The sequence below is a fragment of the Pseudomonas sp. RIT288 genome (assembly GCF_000631985.1).
In the GTDB taxonomy this organism is placed as follows: Bacteria; Pseudomonadota; Gammaproteobacteria; order Pseudomonadales; family Pseudomonadaceae; genus Aquipseudomonas.
This window is the reverse complement of the sequence record NZ_JFYN01000001.1, coordinates 256,719-276,807: the sequence shown is the minus strand read 5'-3', so window position 1 is coordinate 276,807 and position 20,089 is coordinate 256,719. Positions and strand designations below refer to the sequence as shown.

Annotated in this window: 20 protein-coding genes; 8 read left to right on the top strand and 12 right to left on the bottom strand. The window is 62.0% G+C overall.

Going from position 1 to position 20,089, the window contains the following annotated elements; translation table 11 throughout:
* Nucleotides 1-294: 294 nt before the first annotated feature.
* Nucleotides 295-1,491: a class I SAM-dependent rRNA methyltransferase gene (locus BW33_RS01245; RefSeq protein ID WP_047596614.1), complete on the bottom strand. Its 1,197-nt coding sequence runs from the start codon at nt 1,489-1,491 to the stop codon at nt 295-297.
* Between the two features lie 207 nt (nt 1,492-1,698).
* The gene (locus BW33_RS01240) at nt 1,699-2,238 is read right to left on the bottom strand and encodes a type 1 glutamine amidotransferase domain-containing protein (protein ID WP_047596613.1); all 540 of its coding nucleotides are present in this window, start codon (nt 2,236-2,238) and stop codon (nt 1,699-1,701) included.
* A gap of 228 nt (nt 2,239-2,466) precedes the next feature.
* On the opposite strand from BW33_RS01240, the gene BW33_RS01235 reads away from it, so the two are divergent.
* The 3 genes from BW33_RS01235 (at nt 2,467) to BW33_RS01225 (ending at nt 4,497) form a co-directional block, all read left to right on the top strand.
* A complete protein-coding gene (locus BW33_RS01235) occupies nt 2,467-3,279 on the top strand; it encodes an HDOD domain-containing protein (RefSeq protein WP_177327454.1) in 813 nt (270 codons plus the stop codon).
* Nucleotides 3,280-3,291: 12 nt separating this feature from the next.
* The gene (gene mutM / locus BW33_RS01230; RefSeq protein ID WP_003229159.1) at nt 3,292-4,104 is read left to right on the top strand and encodes a bifunctional DNA-formamidopyrimidine glycosylase/DNA-(apurinic or apyrimidinic site) lyase; all 813 of its coding nucleotides are present in this window, start codon (nt 3,292-3,294) and stop codon (nt 4,102-4,104) included.
* Nucleotides 4,105-4,173: 69 nt separating this feature from the next.
* Complete coding sequence (locus BW33_RS01225; RefSeq protein WP_047596611.1) at nt 4,174-4,497, top strand: hypothetical protein; 324 nt, start codon at nt 4,174-4,176, stop codon at nt 4,495-4,497.
* Between the two features lie 133 nt (nt 4,498-4,630).
* Here the strand turns inward: BW33_RS01225 and BW33_RS01220 are convergent, their stop codons facing one another.
* The 5 genes from BW33_RS01220 to BW33_RS01200 form a co-directional block, all read right to left on the bottom strand.
* Complete coding sequence (locus BW33_RS01220) at nt 4,631-4,882, bottom strand: YfhL family 4Fe-4S dicluster ferredoxin (protein WP_003195146.1); 252 nt, start codon at nt 4,880-4,882, stop codon at nt 4,631-4,633.
* Nucleotides 4,883-5,027: 145 nt separating this feature from the next.
* Entirely contained in the window at nt 5,028-5,507 is a 480-nt protein-coding gene (gene coaD / locus BW33_RS01215) for a pantetheine-phosphate adenylyltransferase (protein WP_003229157.1), read from the bottom strand.
* A gap of 115 nt (nt 5,508-5,622) precedes the next feature.
* On the bottom strand, nt 5,623-7,218 hold the full coding sequence (locus BW33_RS01210) for a GMC family oxidoreductase (RefSeq protein WP_047596609.1): 1,596 nt from the start codon (nt 7,216-7,218) through the stop codon (nt 5,623-5,625).
* 119 nt (nt 7,219-7,337) lie between these two features.
* Nucleotides 7,338-7,883 carry a hypothetical protein gene (locus BW33_RS01205; RefSeq protein WP_047596608.1) on the bottom strand — a complete coding sequence of 182 codons (546 nt, stop codon included), beginning with the start codon at nt 7,881-7,883 and terminating at the stop codon, nt 7,338-7,340.
* 28 nt (nt 7,884-7,911) lie between these two features.
* Nucleotides 7,912-9,342 carry a coniferyl aldehyde dehydrogenase gene (locus BW33_RS01200; RefSeq protein WP_047596607.1) on the bottom strand — a complete coding sequence of 477 codons (1,431 nt, stop codon included), beginning with the start codon at nt 9,340-9,342 and terminating at the stop codon, nt 7,912-7,914.
* Nucleotides 9,343-9,487: 145 nt separating this feature from the next.
* On the opposite strand from BW33_RS01200, the gene BW33_RS01195 reads away from it, so the two are divergent.
* Nucleotides 9,488-10,159 (top strand): TetR/AcrR family transcriptional regulator, encoded by a 672-nt coding sequence (locus BW33_RS01195; RefSeq protein WP_047596605.1) that lies wholly within the window; start codon nt 9,488-9,490, stop codon nt 10,157-10,159.
* Between the two features lie 31 nt (nt 10,160-10,190).
* The gene (locus BW33_RS01190) at nt 10,191-11,045 is read left to right on the top strand and encodes a sulfurtransferase (RefSeq protein WP_047596604.1); all 855 of its coding nucleotides are present in this window, start codon (nt 10,191-10,193) and stop codon (nt 11,043-11,045) included.
* 78 nt (nt 11,046-11,123) lie between these two features.
* Here the strand turns inward: BW33_RS01190 and BW33_RS01185 are convergent, their stop codons facing one another.
* The 5 genes from BW33_RS01185 to BW33_RS01165 form a co-directional block, all read right to left on the bottom strand.
* Entirely contained in the window at nt 11,124-11,954 is an 831-nt protein-coding gene (locus tag BW33_RS01185; RefSeq protein WP_047596603.1) for an AraC family transcriptional regulator, read from the bottom strand.
* A complete protein-coding gene (locus BW33_RS01180; RefSeq protein ID WP_047596601.1) occupies nt 11,951-12,949 on the bottom strand; it encodes a hydrolase in 999 nt (332 codons plus the stop codon). Before BW33_RS01180 ends, BW33_RS01185 begins: the two co-directional genes overlap by 4 nt.
* A gap of 113 nt (nt 12,950-13,062) precedes the next feature.
* A complete protein-coding gene (rsmD, locus tag BW33_RS01175) occupies nt 13,063-13,668 on the bottom strand; it encodes a 16S rRNA (guanine(966)-N(2))-methyltransferase RsmD (protein WP_047596600.1) in 606 nt (201 codons plus the stop codon).
* Nucleotides 13,668-15,155, bottom strand: a complete 1,488-nt coding sequence (locus BW33_RS01170; RefSeq protein WP_047596598.1) for a M16 family metallopeptidase — start codon at nt 15,153-15,155, stop codon at nt 13,668-13,670. Before BW33_RS01170 ends, rsmD begins: the two co-directional genes overlap by 1 nt.
* Nucleotides 15,148-16,503: a M16 family metallopeptidase gene (locus tag BW33_RS01165; RefSeq protein ID WP_025112091.1), complete on the bottom strand. Its 1,356-nt coding sequence runs from the start codon at nt 16,501-16,503 to the stop codon at nt 15,148-15,150. The genes BW33_RS01170 and BW33_RS01165 overlap by 8 nt, the downstream gene beginning before the upstream one ends.
* Nucleotides 16,504-16,847: 344 nt before the next feature.
* Between BW33_RS01165 and ftsY the strand changes: the two genes are divergently transcribed.
* From ftsY to ftsX, 3 genes are read left to right on the top strand one after another with little or no spacing between them, the layout of a single operon-like run.
* On the top strand, nt 16,848-18,392 hold the full coding sequence (gene ftsY / locus BW33_RS01155; RefSeq protein WP_047596596.1) for a signal recognition particle-docking protein FtsY: 1,545 nt from the start codon (nt 16,848-16,850) through the stop codon (nt 18,390-18,392).
* On the top strand, nt 18,389-19,060 hold the full coding sequence (gene ftsE, locus BW33_RS01150; protein ID WP_003229148.1) for a cell division ATP-binding protein FtsE: 672 nt from the start codon (nt 18,389-18,391) through the stop codon (nt 19,058-19,060). The genes ftsY and ftsE overlap by 4 nt, the downstream gene beginning before the upstream one ends.
* Complete coding sequence (ftsX, locus tag BW33_RS01145) at nt 19,057-20,082, top strand: permease-like cell division protein FtsX (protein ID WP_007964135.1); 1,026 nt, start codon at nt 19,057-19,059, stop codon at nt 20,080-20,082. The genes ftsE and ftsX overlap by 4 nt, the downstream gene beginning before the upstream one ends.
* Nucleotides 20,083-20,089 lie beyond the last annotated feature (7 nt).

Genomic DNA, 20,089 nt, shown 5'->3' with positions numbered 1-20,089 from the left:
GTATGAACTCCTTGTTCATTGAGAGTGAATGTCACCGTCGTGGTGACAACTTAATAATAGGTTGTAATGAATTATTGGCAAGCGATACTTGGGTAGGAAATTTCTATTAATTTTGTCGGAGTGGGCGTGCTGCCAGGGCGGGTTTGTAAGTATTAGTTCTTGAAATGTAATGCGCAGGGAAATGTCCTGCATGCATGTAGGAAGTTAGTTGTAGGAAAGAGGAAGCCAATTCGCCGACATTGCATCGCCGTAAAGCCAACGGGAAGCCCGCAGGCTCCCCGTTTCATGGGGCTGTCAGCTGTTAGGCAGCAGACGGCAGGTGATGCTCTTGATGTAGCGAGTCTCGGCGATGGCCGGGTGCACCGGGTGATCCGGGCCTTGACCGCCGCGCTCGAGCATCTGGATGTTGCGGTCCAGATGACGGGCGCTGGTCAGCAGGATGTTCTGCAGGTCGTCCTCCGGCAGGTGCATCGAGCATGAAGCGCTGACCAGAATGCCGTCCTTGGTCAGCAGGCGCATGGCTTGCTCGTTCAGGCGACGGTAGGCGCCTTCGCCGTTCTTCATGTCTTTCTTGCGCTTGATGAACGCTGGCGGGTCGGCAACGATCACGTCGAAACGTTCTTCACTGGCCTTGAGTTCCTTCAGCGCTTCGAAGACGTCGCCTTCGATGCAGGTCATCTTGTCGGCGAAGCCGTTCAGCGCGGCGTTGCGCTCGACGCCGTCGAGGGCGAAGCCCGATGCGTCGACGCAGAACACTTCGCTGGCGCCGAACGCAGCAGCCTGCACGCCCCAGCCACCGATGTAGCTATAGAGGTCGAGGACGCGTTTGCCTTTGGCGTAGGGGGCGAGGCGGGCGCGGTTCATGCGGTGGTCGTAGAACCAGCCGGTTTTCTGGCCGCCAATGACCGGTGCTTCGAATTTCACGCCGTTCTCTTCCAGTGCCACCCACTCCGGCACTAGGCCGAACACGGTTTCGACGTAGCGGTTGAGGCCTTCGGCGTCACGGGCGGCGGAGTCGTTCTTGAACAGGATGCCGCTTGGCTTGAGCACTTGGGTCAGTGCAGCGATCACGTCATCTTTATGCGCTTCCATGGTCGCCGAGGCGATCTGCACCACGAGGATGTCGCCGAAACGGTCGACTACCAGGCCTGGCAGCAGGTCGGAGTCGCCGTAGACCAGGCGATAGAACGGCTTGTCGAACAGACGCTCGCGCAGTGAAAGGGCCACGTTCAGGCGGTGCACCAGCAGCGACTTGTCCAGCGCCAGTTTGATGTCACGCGACAGCAGGCGCGCGCAGATCAGGTTGTTCGGGCTCATCGCGACGATGCCCAGCGGCTTGCCGCCAGCGGCTTCGAGGATCGCCTGATCGCCGGCCTTGAAGCCGTGCAGTGGCGTGGCGGCCACATCGATTTCGTTGCTGTAGACCCACAAGTGGCCGTTGCGCAGGCGACGGTCGGCGTTGGCTTTGAGGCGCAGGCTAGGCAGGGACATGACGTCGCTCCGGAAAAAAGAGCGGGAGTATACCGTGTTGATGCGTGTGCAGGTTCAGCGCTGGACATGTGGCGAGGGAGCTTGCACCTGCCGGGCTGCGAAGCGGCCCCAATTCATGCAACTCGATTCATCAGGACGAACCGGTTGGCAGGGCTTGCGACTGCTGCGCAGCCGAGCGGGTGCAAGCTCCCTCGCCACAGAGGCGCGTCAGGCAGAGAGCGCGTCGATCAACTCACGGCTGAACGCCGGAATATCGTCCGGCTGGCGGCTGCTGATCAAGTGACCGTCCTTGACCACTTCCTTGTCGACCCAATTGGCCCCGGCATTCACCAAATCATCCTTGAGCGTTTTGTAGCTGGTCAGGGTCTTGCCGTTGACCAGCCCGGCGGAAATCAGCAGCCAGCTGCCGTGGCAGATCACCGCGATCGGTTTGCCGGCGGAGGCGCCGGTCTTGACCAGATGCTGGGCATCCTGGTCGATGCGGATGGTGTCGGAGTTCTGCACCCCGCCCGGCAGGACGATCGCGTCGTACTGCTCGCTGCTGGCGCCTTGAAATGTCTGGTCGACCTTGAAGTCATCTGCCGGTTTGTCGTGGTTCCAGCCTTTGACCTTGCCGGCCTCGGCCGAAAGGATGTCGACCTGGGCGCCGGCCTGCTCCAGTGCTTGCTTGGGGCCGGTCAATTCGACCTGTTCGAAACCGTCTGTAACCAAAATGGCGACGCGTTTGCCGTTAAGTGTGTTGGCCATCGCTAAGCTCCTGAGTCTGTGGACGTTTGCCGCCGCACGGGAGCTGAGTCATCCCATGGGCATTACAGATTCCGAAGCCTGAGCGTGAATGAAAGTTCCTGACAATTGCCCACTGGTGTGTCGTCCTGCGGTTTTTAGAGGTTAGAATCGCCGCCTGTCCCAGAGTGTGTACTTATGTCCCAAGAGCTGACCACCGAACAGATTCAACAATCCCTGCAAGGCATCAGCGTGCCGGCGCAGCCGCAGATCATGGTGGATCTGCAGATGGAGCAGTACATGCCCGACCCGGACCTGGAGGTGATCGCCAGGCTGATCTCCCAGGATCCCGGCCTGTCCGGTTCTCTGCTGAAAATCGTCAACTCGCCGTATTACGGCCTGAGCAACAAGATCACTTCGATCCAGCGTGCGGTGAACCTGTTGGGCAGTCGGTCGATCATCAACCTGATCAACGCGCAGTCGATCAAGGGCGAGATGAACGATGACACCATCGTCACCCTCAATCGTTTCTGGGACACCGCCCAGGACGTGGCGATGACGTGCCTGACCCTGGCCAAGCGCATCGGCACCCAGGCCGGCGACGAAGCCTACGCCTTGGGGCTGTTCCACGACTGTGGTGTGCCGTTGATGCTGCAGCGATTCCCCAACTACATGTCGGTACTGGAAAAGGCTTACGCCAACGCCAGCGCCGAATGCCGGGTGGTGGACACCGAGAACGCCGAGTTCAATACCAACCACGCGGTGGTCGGTTACTACACCGCCAAGTCGTGGCGCCTGCCGGAACATGTCAGCACGGCGATCGCCAATCACCACAATGCGTTGGCGATCTTCAGCGACGAGTCCTCGCGCAATAGCCAGATGAAGAATCTGCTGGCGATCCTGAAGATGGCCGAGCACATCTGTGCGTCTTACCGTGTACTGGGCAATCAGACCGAAGACCACGAGTGGAACAGCATCGGCCCGCTGATTCTCGATTACGTCGGTCTGTCGGACTACGATTTCGAAACCCTCAAACAGACGATCCGCGACCTCGGCGCGCATTGATTCGAGAACGCCATGCCTGAATTGCCGGAAGTCGAAACCACCCGCCGGGGCATTGCTCCGCACCTGGAAGGCCAGCGCGTCAGCCGGGTGATCGTGCGTGACCGCCGGCTGCGCTGGCCGATCCCCGAAGACCTCGATGTGCGCCTGTCCGGGCAGCGCATCGTGCTGGTCGAGCGGCGGGCCAAGTATCTGTTGATCAACGCCGAAGTCGGCACTTTGATCAGCCATCTGGGCATGTCGGGCAACTTGCGGTTGGTCGAAGTCGGGTTGCCAGCGCTCAAGCATGAGCACGTCGATATCGAGCTGGAATCCGGTCTGGCGTTGCGCTACACCGATCCACGCCGTTTCGGCGCGATGCTGTGGAGTACCGACCCGCTCAATCACGAACTGTTGATTCGCCTCGGGCCGGAGCCGTTGACCGATCTGTTCGACGGCGAGCGCCTGTTCCAGCTGTCGCGCGGGCGTTCGATGGCGGTCAAGCCGTTCATCATGGACAACGCGGTGGTGGTTGGTGTCGGCAACATTTACGCGACCGAAGCGCTGTTCGCCGCCGGGATCGATCCGCGCCGCGAAGCCAAGAGCATCTCCCGGGCGCGGTATCTGAAGCTGGCGATCGAGATCAAACGCATCCTTGCCGCGGCCATCGAGCGCGGCGGCACCACGTTGCGGGATTTCATCGGCGGTGACGGGCAGCCGGGGTACTTCCAGCAAGAACTGTTCGTTTATGGCCGTGGCGGCGAGCACTGCAAGGTCTGCGGCACCGGCCTGCGCGAAGTGAAGCTGGGGCAACGGGCCAGTGTGTTCTGTCCGCGCTGCCAGACCTGAGGCAACAAGCTGAAAAAGTCCTACGGTCTATAGTGAGTGGTCTCACTGTTCAGCCCGAAGGATCGTGCCATGAAGTCCTTGCAAGTCCTGTTTGCCGCACTGCTGCTGTGTTCCAGCCTGGCTGTCCAGGCCGCGGAAAACGGCAGCGGTGATCCGCGCTACACCATCCAGAACCCGCCCGCCTACGCCATGATCGGCGATTTGCTGATTGCCCGACCCTTATTGGTGGTGGCAACAGTGCTGGGTGCGGGGGTGTTTGTGGTGTCATTGCCGTTTACCGCGTTGGGTGGCGGGGTCGGCGATGCGGGGCAGGCGCTGGTGGTGGACCCGGCGAAAGCTGCGTTTGTGCGGTGTCTGGGGTGTACGGGGGAGGGGTTTGAGCAGCGTGAGTGAGCTGATCAGGATTGTGTGGTGTTGCTGATGGCCCTTTCGCGAGCAGGCTCGCTCCCACAGTTTGAAATGCATTCCAATGTGGGAGCGAGCCCGCTGGCGAAGAGGCCCGAAACAGCGCTACAAAACTGTCAGATCAGGCCTTGCCGGTGATCTTGCGGTACTTCTCCATCAACTGTTCTTCAGTTTCCGGATGCGCCTCGTCCAGTGGAATGCAATCCACCGGGCAGACCTGCTGGCATTGCGGTTCGTCGTAGTGGCCGACGCACTGGGTGCACAGGTTCGGGTCGATCACATAAATCTCTTCGCCTTGGGAAATGGCGGCGTTCGGGCACTCGGGTTCGCAGACGTCGCAGTTGATGCAATCGTCGGTGATGATCAGGGACATGCTAACTCCAGCCGGGGCGGCAGGCCCGGGCGCTATAAATCAATGCGCGCAATTGTGCCGCATTGGCGAGCGCAGTGCACGCTGCTGCGATCAAGGGCACTGACAGCTGCGATCAAAAAACAAAGATCGCAGCCTTCGGCAGCTCCTACTTTTTGAAGCGCAGGGTCAGGGCATCGGCCACGGCCGGATGCACGAACTTGCTGATATCGCCGCCCAGCGCGGCAATTTCCCGCACCAGCGTCGAGGAAATGAACGAATAACGCTCGGACGGGGTGAGAAACAGGCTCTCGACGTCCGGGGCCAGTTGCCGGTTCATGTTGGCCAGCTGGAATTCGTATTCGAAGTCCGACACCGCACGCAGACCACGCAGGAACACATTGGCGTTCTGTTCCTTGGCGAAATGCGCCAGCAGCGTCGAGAAGCCGACCACTTCGACGTTGGGCAGGTGTTTGGTGACCTCGCGAGCCAGTTCAACCCGTTGTTCCAGTGGGAACAGCGGATTTTTCTTCGGGCTGGCGGCGACCGCAATGATCACGTGATCGAACAGGCGCGAGGCGCGTTCGACCAGATCGCCATGGCCCTTGGTAATAGGGTCGAAGGTACCTGGGTACAACACTCGGTTCATCGCGTCGTCCTGGCGGGAGTCCGTTGGGGAGTCGGATGGTATCGCAGCCGTCCCGGTCGGCCAAGTCGCCTGTTGGGTAAGAAAGCACTATAGACGAGGCGATAAACCGGTTTTTTCACGGATTTCTCAGCCGATCGGAGAGGGCAGTCGCCAATTGTGCTGTCAGCCCATACACCGACAATTGCGGGTTGGCGCCAATGCTGGTGGGGAACAGCGAGCCATCGTGAATCGACAGATTGCTCAGTTGATGATGCCGGCCGAGGCTGTCGGTGACTGCGTTTTTCGGGTCTTCACCCATCGCACAACCGCCCATCACGTGGGCACTGCCCAGGCGCGTGCGATACAGCTCAAGGCTCAGACCGTTGATCAGCGTGCGGGCTTCGGCCAGGTTTTTCACGTAGCGCGCATCGGCGTGCATCGGCATCACCGCGTTGGCGCCGCCGGCGAACTGGATCTCGGCCATGCTGTGAAAGGCGCGGCGCAGGCCTTCCCAGGCGTAAGGCGAGACTTGATAGTCGAGCACCGGTGAGCCGTCGCCGCGCAATTCGACACTGCCGCCGGGGCTGTCCGGATGGAAACCGTCGCGCAGCAACGCGAGCATCGCGTGGGTGTGCGGCAGGTCGGCCATGTGTTCGGCGTTCTGCTGGCCGAAGCCGCCGAGCAGCGTCGCCGCCAGCGCGGGTTGCAGCGGTGGCACTTCGAGTTTGTAGCCCATTGGGCCGCTGGTGCCGTCCTTCCATTGGAAATGATCCGAGTAGATCGACTGCGGCGCGCCGTAGAACGGGTTGATCACCTCGTCGAAACGCCCGGCGGACATGTTCACCAGATGCAGGAAGGTGCGTTTGCCGAGGCGCTGATGCGGGTCCGGTGCATCCGAGCGCAGCAGCAGTGCCGGGCTGTTGATGCCGCCGCCGGCCAGCACGTAATGCCGGGCCGTGATCGTGATTTTGCGTCCGGTCGGCGCAACGCAACGTTCGTCCATCGCCACGCATTGCAGGCCGGTGATCTTGTCGCCGTTGATCAGCAGTTTTTCCGCGCGGGCCAGATAGAGCAGTTCGCCGCCCTTTTCCAGGGTCGCCGGAATGGTGGTGACCATCATCGACTGCTTGGCGTTGGTCGGGCAGCCCATGCCGCAGTAACCGAGGTTCCAGCAGCCACGCACGTTGCGCGGGATCAGGTGCCAGCTGTAGCCGAGTTGCTCGCAGCCCTTGCGGATCACGTCGTTGTTGGCGTTGGGCGGGACCATCCACGGCGCGACGCCGAGACGTTGTTCCATGTTCTCGAACCACGGCGCCATCTCGGCCGGGCTGTGGCCTTTGACGTTGTGCTCCCTGGCCCAGTGCTCGAGGGTCGGCTCGGGAGTGCGGAAGCTCGACGTCCAGTTGATCAGCGTGGTGCCGCCCACCGCACGGCCCTGGAGGATGGTGATCGCGCCGTCCTTGCTCATGCGGCCGATGCCTTCCTGATAGAGGCTGCTGTAGGCCTGGTCTTCGAGCATCTTGAAGTCGGAACTGGTCTTGAGCGGGCCTTCTTCGATCAGCAGCACTTTGTAACCGGCGGCGCTGAGGATCTCCGCCGTGGTGCCACCACCGGCACCGCTGCCGATGATTGCGACGTCGGCTTGCAGCGTGAGGTCGCCGGTCAGTTGTGCGCCGTTGTAGGTTTTCCAGCCACGGGCGAGGCCTTCGCGGAACGGGTCGGGTACGGGCATCGATCAGGTTCTCTTGTTCTTGTTGTTCTTGCGGGCGCCTTCGCGAGCTGGCGCGCTCGCACATTTGCAGCGCAATCCCCTGTGGCAGCGAGCCTGCTCGCGAAGGGCGCGACTCGGTTTCAAACGGCAGGCGGGCCGGGGTAGCCGCAATGCGCCCAGGATTCGGCGCGGGTGTACCAGGCCATCATCACCATTTGTTGCAATGAGCTGTGGCCCATGCGCAGCAGGCTCAACGAACTGTTCTGCCAGCGCTCGAGGAAGTTGCGCATGGCCTCGGGGCTGGCGTTTTCCCAACTGCCCCATATCCCGGTGAGCGGGCCGCGGGTGACGGCCAGGCCGAGCACGTCGAACAACTGCCGGGTGAGTTTGAGCATCTCCGGCGACAGGTGATCGAGGCTGTAGTCCAGCGACTTCAAAGTCCCATCTACTGCGCCGGGCATTCTCTCGGCGGCCACGGCGCCTTCGAGCATCACCGGAATCAAGGCGCGCAGAAACAGCAGGTCGCCGTCGCGCAGGGTGACGAAACCGTTGGCCGCGACACTTGATGAACAACCGCTGAGGCTGGCGCCGAGACCGGCGGTGGCGAGAAACGCCGTGGCACCGAGGCTGAATTTCAGCAGGCCACGGCGCGACAGGGCAGGTGTTTCGGTCAGGCTTGGGTGCATTGTTGTTATTACCCGGCGGTGACGACGATTAGCGGATGAACAGCTTCTGGATCAGTTTCTGGATCGATTTGCCGTAGGGCGGGTAAATCAGCCTGGCGGCATTGAAGCGCTGTTTGATCAGCACGCCCTTGGCCTTGCTGAAGGTCAGGAAGCCTTCGTGGCCATGGTAATGCCCCATGCCCGACGGGCCGATGCCGCCGAACGGCATATCGTCCTGCGCCACGTGCAGCAGGGTGTCGTTCAGGCACACGCCGCCAGAGTGGGTTTCGTGCAGCACACGGTTCTGTTCGCGCTTGTCGTAGCCAAAGTAGTAAAGCGCCAGAGGACGCGGGCGCTGGTTGATGTAGGCGAATGCCTGATCGATGTCCTGATACGGCACGATTGGCAGCAGCGGGCCAAAGATTTCGTCCTGCATCACGGTCATCTCGTCAGTGACGTTGAGCAGCAGGCTGTGCGGCATGCGCCGGCCCTGGCCCTGTTCGAACAGCGGGATCAGCAGCGCGCCCTTGCTCGTGGCGTCGCTGACATAACTGTTGAGACGCGTCAGTTGGCGCTGGTTGATGATCGCGGTGTAATCCGGGTTGTCAGCGAGGGTTGGGTAGAAATTGTTCACCACCTGGCGATAGGCTTCGACAAACGCGCCGACGCGGTCTTGCGGTACCAGCACGTAATCGGGGGCGACGCAGGTCTGCCCGGCATTCAGGGTCTTGCCGAAGGCGATGCGTTCGGCGGCGTCCTTGAGCGGCACGTCGCGAGAGACGATGGCCGGGGACTTGCCGCCCAGTTCGAGGGTCACCGGGGTCAGGTTTTCCGCTGCGGCGCGCATCACGTGTTTGCCGATGCTGGTGGCGCCGGTGAACAGCAGGTGATCAAAGCGCAGGCGGGAAAACGCCACGCCGATATCGGCCTCGCCGAGCACCACGCAGACCAGATCTTCGGGGAAAATGCGCCCCAGCAGAGTCTTGAGCAACTGGCCGGTGGCCGGGGTCGATTCGCTGAGCTTGAGCATCACCCGGTTGCCCGCCGCCAGTGCGCCGACCAGCGGGCCGATGGCCAGATACAACGGGTAGTTCCACGGGACGATGATGCCGACCACGCCGAGCGGCTGGTACACGACTTTCGCCGACGCCGGTTGAAAGGCCATGCCGACTTTGCGCCGCGAGGACTTCATCCAGCCCTTGAGATGGCGGCTGGCGTAATGGATGCCGTGCAGGCTGGGCATCAGTTCGGCGAGCAGGGTTTCATCGGCGCTGCGATGACTGAAATCCGCGCTGATGGCTTCAACGAGCGCCTGTCGCTCATGGCTGAGCAATTCGCGCAACGCCTTGAGCCACTGCTGGCGCTGGTCTGCCGCTGGCATCGGGTTGGCGGCATAGGCGGCGCGCTGTGCCGCGAACAGCCGATCCAGCTCTTCCAGGGGCTGTTGCAGCGTTTGCAGATAAGCAATGTCGGCAGTCATCGTCGGCTCCGGATTTATTGTAATGATGACTTTCTAGAGTCTATGCTCTAGAAAGTCAAATGACTTCCCGACACAGCTTTGTTTTATCCAGTTCCGGTTAGGTCGTAAGATGCCCCTCACCGCACTCTGAATTAAAGCTCAAGCCATGGCCCCACGAATAAAAACCAGCGAGCGCATCGTGCAGAACAGCCTTGAACTGTTCAATCAGCAGGGCGAACGCAGCATCAGCACCAATCACATTGCCGCGCACATGGAGATTTCTCCGGGCAATCTGTACTACCACTTCCCCAACAAGCAGGCGATCATCGCCGTGCTGTTCAGTGAGTACGAAAGCCTGGTGGACAGCTTTCTGCGCCCGCCGCAGGGGCGTTCCGCCACCGTCGAAGACAAGCGCTATTACCTCAAGGAGTTGCTGTCGGCGATGTGGGGCTACCGCTTTCTGCATCGCGATCTCGAGCACCTGCTCGACAGCGACCCGGATCTGGCCGCGCGCTACCGGCGTTTCTCCCAGCGCTGCGTGATCCAGGGCATGGCGATCTACGAGGGCTTCGTCGCCGCCGGCATTCTCAAGATGGATCGGGTGCAGATCGAATCCCTGACGATCAATGCCTGGATCATCCTCACCTCCTGGGTACGCTTTCTGTGCACCACCCGGGAAAACTCCAACCACCTCAGCGAACAGGCGATCAAGCGTGGCGTGTATCAGGTGCTGGTGCTGGAAGCCGGATTCGTCACCGATCAGGCCCGCGAAGAGGTGAATGCCTTGTTCGACGAGTTCTACGTGCCGCTGGCCCAGGCCCTCGAGGAAGGGCGCTAAACCATTTCGAAGTCGCTCACAGGAGTCCGTTATGCCGATTGCGCAACTGCTCAGCCCGAATGCACTGGATGCCCGCAAGGAGCAGCCGGGGCTGGTGATTCTCGATTGTCGTTTTGCCCTCGAAGACCCGGACTACGGGCAGCGCAGCTATGCCGAAGGACACATCGCCGGCGCCCGCTTCGCCGACCTTGAGCGTGACCTCAGTGGCAAGGTGATCAAAGGCGTGACCGGGCGTCACCCGTTGCCCGAGCCAGCGGCGTTGATCGAGCGCCTGCAAGCGTGGGGCATCAATGCCGACAGCGAAGTGGTTTTGTACGACGACGGCCCCGGTGCCTATGCGGCTCGGGCCTGGTGGTTGCTGGCGTGGCTGGGCAAGCGCGATGGCGTGTTCATTCTCGACGGCGGGCTCAAGGCCTGGCACGCGGCCGGTCTGCCGCTGAGTTTGGATGCGCCATCGGTCAGCCGGGGCAGCTTCAGCGGCAAACCGGACATGGGCCTGCTGCTGAGCGCCGAGCAATTGCAGAAGCGCCTCGGCCAGCCGTCTCTGACCCTGATAGACGCCCGGGCCTTGCCACGCTTCAAGGGTGAGGTGGAGCCGATCGACCCGATTGGCGGGCACATTCCCGGCGCGCAATGCGCAGCGTTTACCGAAAACCTCGGCAGCGACGGACGCTTCCTGCCGACGGAGCAGCTCAAGCAGCGCTTTGCCGCGAAACTAGGTGATCGTTCGCCAACGGAACTGGTGGCTTATTGCGGTTCCGGGGTGACGGCGTGTCACAACCTGTTTGCGTTGTGTCTGGCGGGATATCCGCTGGGTTCGCTGTATGCCGGGTCGTGGAGTGAGTGGATCAACGAGCCTTCCAGAGGTGTAGCCACGGGCGAATAACAGCAAAAGATCGCAGCCTGCGGCAGCTCCTGCATTGGAATGCATTTCCCTGTAGGAGCTGCCGAAGGCTGCGATCTTTTAGCGTTCCACGCGGGCACTGCGATACGCCGCCGGCCCCACGCCATACACCTGCTTGAACTGCCGGCTCAGATGACTCTGGTCGGCGAAACCCAACTGCATGGCGACTTCCACCGGCAGGCAACCACTCTGCAATAAACCCCGGGCGGTGGCGATGCGCTGCTGCATCAGCCAGGTGTGTGGCGGCATGCCGGTGGCGCGGCGGAACACCCGGGCGAAGTGGAAGGGCGACAGATTCACCGCGGCCGCCAGTTCTTCCAGCGATGGCGGCGCAGCCAGTTGCGCATGCAGCAGCTCCTTGGCCATTACCACCGCGCGATGTTCCTTGCCCGGTTTGCCGTTGATCTGCACCGCCGCATGTCGCTGCAATAGCAGCATCATCATTTCGCGCCACATCGTCTGCTGTTGCAGCGCGGTGGCCGGACTCTCCAGCAAGCGATGCAACTGACAGAAACCGTTAACCAGATCCGGGTCGCGGTACAGCGTTGCGCCGAAGGCCGGCATCGGCGCGGTGGGCAGTTCCAGTTCTTCGAGCAGTGAAACGATCTGTCCGGTATCGGGATAAAACGCCCGGTACAACCAGCCGTCTTCGGTGCCCTTGTGGCCGGTGTGCAATTCGTCCGGGTTGATCAGTACCAGGGTGCCGCTGCCTGCAAGGTGTTCGGCGCCGCGATAACGATAACGCTGGGCACCGGCCATGATCATGCCGATCACATAACCGTCGTGGACGTGCGGGGCGAAGCGATGCTCGATGTAGCGCGCTGACAGCAACTCGATCCCGGCCAGCGGCGCGGTTTGCCAGAATCGGATCGACTCGCCCTGATCGCTCATGACGTCTTACGGGCCAGCCATTGCGGGATGCGCCGTTCCAGGTAGTAACCGGGCTGACGGAACGTGCCATCGACAAATCCGACATGCCCACCCTTGGCCTGCAGCTCGAACCGGGTGCTGGCGGACAGCTCCTCGGGCGTCGGCAAGCTGTGGGGGAACACGAACGGATCGTCAGCGGCCTGAATGATCAGGGTCGGGGTGCGGATTTCACCGAGAAAGTAGCGACTCGATGCCCGGCGATAGTAATCCTCGGCATCGGTAAAACCATGCAACGGCGCAGTGATCCGGCCATCGAAGTCCCAGAAGGTGCGCATGTTCTCCAGCGAACCGAGCGCCGCCAGCGCCGCCAGGCCATCCTCGCGCCCGTCATGCTGGAACTGGCGTTGCTTGTTCTTGATGTAGGCGACCATCTCGCGCATGAAATGCGCCTGATAGACCTTGGAGAAACCCTGGCCGATCCGATCGGCACACTGATCAAGGCGAAACGGCACCGACACCGCCACCGCACCGAGCACGCCGCTGTCGCTGCCGGTCTCGCCCAGATGCTTGAGCAACACATTGCCGCCGAGGGAATAACCGACCGCATACAGCGGCGCCAGTGGCCGCTTGGCGCGCAGGTGTCTGATGGCTTCGGCGAGGTCTTCGCTGGCACCGGAGTGGTAACTGCGCGGCAGCAGGTTGGGTTCGCCGGAGCAGCCGCGCCAGTTCAGCGCGACACTGGCCCAGCCTTGCGCGGCGAGTGCTGCCTGGATCCCGGCGACGTAAGGCGAATTTGAAGAGCCGGTCAGCCCATGCAGCACCAGCACCAGCGGCGCCTCGGCGCTGTGCGGGCCGTGCCAGTCGAGATCGAGGAAATCCCCGTCGTCCAGCCACAGGCGTTCACGCTCGCGATCAAGGTGGACGGTTTTGCGCCACAGCGGCCCCCACAAGGTTTGCAGGTGCGGATTGCCGAGGCCGAAGGCCGGGGTGAAGCGTTCAGTTTCCAGAGGGCACACACCTTTTGTGACGAGGGAGCTTGCTCCCGCTGGGGCGCGAAGCGGCCCTTTTTTGGGACTGCTGCGCAGTCCAGCGGGAGCAAGCTCCCTCGCCACAGGGTTGTTCAATATGTTCAGTTAACTGCCATACGTTGCCACAACGCGTAGTACACCCGCCCGGATTTCTGCTCGCGGTGCAGGCGCCAGTTGCCCGGCAGGCCCAGCGTCGATGGCGCGGTCTCGCTTTCAGTGTAGATCCACGAATCCGCTGCCAGCCATTGGCGCTCTTCCAGCAAAGTACAGACGGCTGGCAACAGGTTCTGGTTGAACGGCGGATCGAGAAATACCAGATCGAACGGCGTGGCGACCTGGGTCTCCAGGTAACGCAGCGCATCGGCGGTTTGCACCTGGCCGTTAGTGCAGCGCAGGGTGCCCAGGTGTTCTTTCAGGCTCGACACCGCAACGTGGCTGGCATCCAGCGCCTGACCCATGGCCGCGCCACGCGACAGTGCTTCAAGAAACAGCGCGCCGCTGCCGGCGAACGGGTCCAGCACTTTGGCCCCGGCCACATACGGCGCGAGCCAGTTGAACAGGGTTTCGCGCACGCGGTCCGGTGTCGGGCGCAGGCCCGGTGCATCGGGGAAGCTCAGTTTGCGGCTGCGCCATTCGCCGCCGATGATGCGCAGCTGGTTCACACCGTTGTGGACGTTCTGCGCAGGTTTTTTAGGGCGAGTAGCCATTAATGCTCCGGAACCCCGAGCGGTTGCTCGGCAGGTTTATCAGATGGGGCCGGTAACGGCTTTTGCGGCACGGTCGGGCCAGCGCTGACGATGACCAGTTTGTCCGTGCTCAGGTGTTTGTTCATTGCGTCTTTGACCTGCTCGACAGTCAGGCTCTGGGACTGACGCATGAAGTCATCCAGATAGCTCAGCGGCAGATTATAGAAGCCCATGGCGCCCAGTTGGCCGACGATATCGGCGTTGCTCGCGGTGGACAGCGGGAAGCTGCCGGCCAGCTCGCGCTTGGCGTCGTCGAGTTCTTTCTGGGTCGGGCCGGTCTTCAGATAATCGGCGAGCACGTCTTGCACCAGTTTCAGGGTGCCTTCGCTCATTTCCGCGCGAGTCTGCAGGTTGATCATGAACGGGCCGCGAGCCTGCATCGGGCTGAAACCCGAGTACACGCCATAGGTCAGGCCGCGCTTCTCGCGCACTTCGCTCATCAGGCGGGTGCCGAAACCGCCGCCGCCGAGGATCTGGTTGCCCATCGACAGCGCTGCGTAATCCGGGTCGTCACGGTCGATGCCCAGTTGCGCGAGCAACAGGTTGGTCTGCTTCGACGGGAACTCGATGTGGCCAATGCTCGCCTTCGGTTCCTGCGGCTGGGCGATTTTCGCCAAGGCCGGGCCTTTGGGCAGCGCGTCGGAGACCTGATTGGCAATCGCCTCGGCTTCGGCGCGAGACAAGTCACCGACCAGCGCGATCACCACGTTGCCGGCCGCGTAGGCCTTGGCGTGGAACTCACGCAACTGTGCCAGGGTGATCTTCGGCACGCTCTGCGCATTGCCGTCACTGGAGTGCGCATACGGGTGATCGCCATATAAACGCTTCATCAGCTCGAGGCTGGCGAGTTTGCCGGGGTTCTGTTTCTGGTATTCGAAACCGGCGAGCATCTGGTTCTTGATGCGCGCAAAGGAGTCGGTCGGGAAGGTCGGTTTGCCCACCACTTCGGAGAACAGCTTCAGCGCCGGCTCGCGCTTGTCGGCGGCGCTCAGACTGCGCAGCGAAGCCAGCGCCATGTCCTTGTAGGCGCCGTTGCCGAAATCCGCACCGAGGCCTTCGAAGCCTTGGGCGATGGCGCCGACGTCCTTGCCGGCCACGCCTTCGTTGAGCATGGCGTTGGTCAGGACTGCCAGGCCCGGCGCATTGCCGTCCTGACTGCTGCCGGCGGCGAAGATCAGGCGCATGTCGAACATCGGCAGCTCATGGGCTTCGACGAACAGCACCTTGGCGCCTTCGGCCGTGTTCCAGGTCTGCACGTCGAGCTTGCGGCTGGCCGGGGCCTTGCCGTCGAGTTCGGCAAGCGATTGCAGCTTCTGGCTGGTCTTGGCGTTGTCCAGTGCTTCGCTGGCGTCGGTTTTGACACCGGGCATCAGATAGAACGCGGCGGAGCCGATGACCGCCACGGCGATCAGGCCAAGCAACAGGCGTGGGGATTTGCGCTCACTCATGAGTCGTCTCCAGTGGCAGGACATGGGCGACGCTGAGACGTTCGCGGGTGAAATACAGCTTGGCGGCGTTCTGGATGTCTTGCGGGGTCACGCTTTCCAGATCGGCGAGTTCGGTGTCCATCAACTTCCACGACAGACCGACCGTTTCCAGTTGGCCGATGGCGGTGGCCTGACTGGTGATCGAGTCACGTTCGAACACCAGGCCGGCGATGACCTGTGCCCGCACGCGCTCGAGTTCTTCGGCGGACGGTGCGGTGGTTTTCAGCTGTTCCAGCAGTTTCCACAGACCGGCTTCAGCTTGCGCCATGGTCTTTTTCTTCTGCGTGTTTGGCGTCGCCGACAGGGTAAACAGGCTGTCGCCACGGGTGTAGGCGTCGTAGCTCGACGAACCGCCCGAGACCAGCTCTTCACCGCGCTCCAGTTGCGTCGGGATGCGCCCGCTGTAGCCGCCGTCGAGCAGCGCCGAGATCAGGCGCAAGGCATTGACCGAGCGCTTGTCTTCAGCGGTGGCGATGCTGGGCACGTTGAAACCGAGCATCAGGCTGGGCAGTTGGGTCTGCACGTGCAGGGTGATCTGGCGCTCGCCCGGCTCGGCCAGTTCCAGCGGTTTTTTCGCCGGTGGCACGTCGCGCTTGGCAATCGGCCCGAAGTAGCGCTGGGCGAGGGTCTTCACTTCATCAGGAGTGACGTCGCCGACCACCACCAGCGTGGCGTTGTTCGGCACATACCAGGATTGATACCAGTGGCGCAGCTCCTCGACCTTCATCCGGTCCAGGTCCGCCATCCAGCCGATGGTCGGCGTGTGGTAGCCGCTGGCCGGGTAAGCCATCGCCTTGTAGCGCTCGTAGGCTTTGGACATCGGCTTGTCATCGGTGCGCAGGCGGCGCTCTTCCTTGATGACTTCGATTTCCTTGGCGAACTCGTCAGCCGGCAGGCGCAGATTGGCCATACGGTCGGCTTCCAGTTCAAACGCTACGCCCAGGCGGTCGCGGGCCAGCACCTGGTAATAGGCGGTGAAGTCGTCGCTGGTGAAGGCGTTTTCTTCGGCGCCCAGGTCGCGCAGGATCAGCGAGGCTTCACCGGGGCCGACTTTCTCGCTGCCCTTGAACATCATGTGCTCGAGCGCGTGGGACAGACCGGTCTGGCCCGGGGTTTCGTAGCTGGAACCGACCTTGTACCAGACCTGCGACACCACCACCGGCGCGCGATGGTCTTCGCGCACGACGACCTTCAGGCCGTTGTCGAGGGTGAATTCGTGGGTCGGTTGCGGGTCGGCCGCCAGGGCCGAAAGGGGCAGGCAGACTGTGCTGAGCAGCAGGCCTGCAGCGCGGCGGGCTAGAGCATTCATTCGTTTTTTAACCTGTTGGGCTGCCCGCTTGGTCTTAGCGTCGGCGGGCGAGAGGGTGCTAGGATACTGATCCGTTTTACCGGCGACCACGCCTATCAGGTTTTCAGGCCTGATGCGGTTGTATAGGTTGGCGGCAGAAAGCTGCGGTTTATCGACTAGACTTCGCTTTTTCGCCGATTTTTCCGGTTTAGTCCTTCGTTAATACGAATCTTTGGGGTGCCACTGGCGCCTCGACAAAATGTTGCGCGTGAACAAGCTGGATGAAACACAGTCTGTTCTGCATCGAATATTTATTTGCCGGGGCGCCCTTATGGCGCGTCGCTACCGTGAGATAGCCGTCCTCCATGTTTGGTTCCAACGACGACAAGAAGACCCCAGCTGCGGCTGGCGAGAAGAAAAGCCTGTTCGGATGGCTGCGTAAGAAACCGCAGGAACCCGTCGTCGAACAGCCGCCCGCGATTCCTGAGCCGGCTCCGGCGCCAGCGCCTGCTATAGAAGAAGAGCCGGCGCCGATCGTGCTGCCGATTGCCGAGCCGGTGCTGCAACCGGTCGAGCCTGAGCCGGAACCTGAAACCCCGGTGGCGGCCGAGCTTCCACTGACTCCGGCGGCCGAGCCGTGGCTGACCTTGCCGGTGGCGGAAGAGCCGGTGGCGTTGGTCGAAGAGGCCGCGCCGCATGTGACCCCGCCGATTCCTGCGCCTGCCGCGTTCGTCCCTGAGGTCGTTTCGGCGCCAGCGGTTGAGCCCGTTGTCGAGCCTGCTCCGGTTGTTCCCGAGCCAGTGGCCCCGGTGTTCGTTGCCCCTGTTGCGCCGGTCGTTCAGCCGCCCGAGCCTGCACCTGCACCTGCACCTGCACCTGCACCTGCACCTGCACCTGCACCGGTCGTCGCTGCTCCGGTGGTGCCGCTAGACGTGGTTGCTGAAACGCCCGTGGAAGGCCCGCGCAGTGAAGAAACCAAAGTCGGCTTCTTCGCCCGCCTCAAGCAAGGCCTGTCGAAAACCAGCGCCAGCATCGGCGAGGGCATGGCCAGCCTGTTTCTCGGCCGTAAAACCATCGACGACGACCTGCTTGATGAGCTGGAAACCCGTCTGCTGACCGCCGACGTCGGTGTCGAAGCCACCACGCAGATCATCCAGCGCCTGACTCAGAAGGTCGCCCGCAAAGAGCTGGCCGACGCCGATGCGCTGTACAAATCCCTGCAGGCTGAACTGGCCGCGATGCTCAAGCCGGTGGAACAACCGCTGAAAATCGCCTCGCAGACCAAGCCGTTCGTGATTCTGGTGGTCGGCGTCAACGGTGCCGGCAAGACCACCACTATCGGCAAACTGGCGAAGAAGCTGCAACTGGAAGGCAAGAAAGTCATGCTCGCCGCCGGCGACACCTTCCGCGCCGCTGCCGTTGAGCAGTTGCAGGTCTGGGGTGAGCGCAACAAGATCCCGGTGATCGCCCAGCACACCGGTGCCGACTCCGCGTCGGTGATCTTCGACGCCGTGCAGGCTGCCAAGGCCCGTGGCATCGACGTGCTGATCGCCGACACCGCCGGTCGTCTGCACACCAAAGACAACCTGATGGAAGAACTGAAGAAGGTTCGCCGGGTGATCGGCAAGCTCGATGCCGACGCGCCGCACGAAGTGCTGCTGGTGCTCGACGCCGGCACCGGTCAGAACGCCATCAATCAGGCCAAGCAATTCAACCAGACCGTCGAACTGACCGGCCTGGCGCTGACCAAGCTCGACGGTACCGCCAAGGGGGGGGTGATTTTCGCCCTGGCCAAGCAGTTTGGCCTGCCGATCCGCTACATCGGCGTCGGTGAAGGCATTGACGACCTGCGTACCTTTGAAGCCGAACCCTTTGTCCAGGCACTGTTTGCCGAGCGGGAGCGTTCATGATTCGTTTCGAACAGGTCGGTAAACGCTACCCGAACGGTCACGTCGGCTTGCATGAGCTGAGCTTTCGAGTCCGTCGTGGCGAGTTTCTGTTTGTCACCGGCCACTCCGGTGCTGGTAAATCCACGCTGTTGCGCCTGCTGCTGGCGATGGAGCGTCCGACCAGCGGCAAACTGCTGCTGGCCGGGCAGGATCTGAGCACCATCAGCAATGCGCAGATTCCGTTCCTGCGTCGGCAGATTGGTGTGGTGTTCCAGAATCACCAGTTGCTGTTCGATCGCACGGTGTTCAACAACGTCGCGCTGCCGCTGCAGATTCTCGGCCTGTCCAAGGCCGAGATCGCCAAGCGCGTCGATTCGGCACTGGAGCGCGTGGCGCTGTCGGATAAAACCGATCTGTACCCCGGCGACCTGTCCACCGGTCAGCAACAGCGCGTCGGCATCGCCCGCGCCATCGTCCACCGTCCGGCCCTGCTGCTGGCGGACGAACCCACCGGTAACCTCGACCCGCGCCTGGCGGCCGAGATCATGGGCGTGTTCGAAGACATCAACCGGCTGGGCACCAGCGTGCTGATCGCCAGTCACGACCTGGCGCTGATTGCGCGCATGCGCCACCGCATGCTCACTCTGCAACGCGGCCGATTGATCGGCGACGGGGAGGCCGGCGTATGAGTGCGACACGCAGTCCGAAGGTTTCCGAGCGCGTGGCCCCGAAAGCCGCCGACCCGCAACCGCCCAAGAAGAAAAAACACGACGATGACGACGGCCCGGACTTTTCCACGCTGTTGCGTTCGTGGATCGAAAGTCACCGCGCCAGCCTGCTCGACAGCCTGCGGCGCCTCGGCAAGCAGCCGATCGGCAGCTTCTTCACCTGCATGGTGATGGCCGTGGCGCTGAGTCTGCCGATGGGCTTGTCGCTGCTGATCAACAACGTCGAGCGTCTCGGCGGTTCGTGGCAGCGTGCGGCGCAGATTTCCCTCTACCTGCAGCTGGATGCCACGCCCGCGCAGGGTGAATCGCTACGCGAGCAGATCAAAGGCATGCCCGGCGTTGCTGATGCCGAATATGTCGGCCGTGATCAGGCGCTGGAAGAGTTTCAGCAGCAGTCCGGTCTGGGCGAAGCCCTGCGCGAACTGCCGGAGAACCCGCTGCCGGGCGTGGTGCTGGTGACCCCGAACGAGGTCGACAAGCCGACTCTGGAAGCATTAAGACAAAAACTTTCCGAGCTGCCCAAGGTGCAACAGGCGCAACTTGATCTAGTCTGGGTCGAGCGTCTGGCCGCCATCCTCAAGCTCGGTGACCGCTTTGTCTTCGGTCTGACGGTGCTTTTGGTGTCTGCATTACTTTTGGTGATAGGCAATACCATTCGTCTTCATATTGAAAACCGCCGCACAGAGATAGAAGTGATTAAACTCGTCGGCGGCACTGACAGTTATGTGCGTCGCCCCTTCCTTTATATGGGCGCGTTGTATGGCTTCGGTGCGGGTGTCTTGTCCTGGGGTGTGCTGGCGTTCGGTCTCAATTGGCTGAACGACGCGGTGGTTGGACTGGCCGGTTTGTACGGCAGTGATTTCGCGCTGGCCGGAGTGCCAGTTGCCGACGGTCTGTCGCTCTTGCTTGGCGCGGTGCTGTTGGGTTATATCGGTGCATGGATTGCAGTCGCACGTCATCTCAGGGAGCTGGCGCCGAAGTAGAATCTTT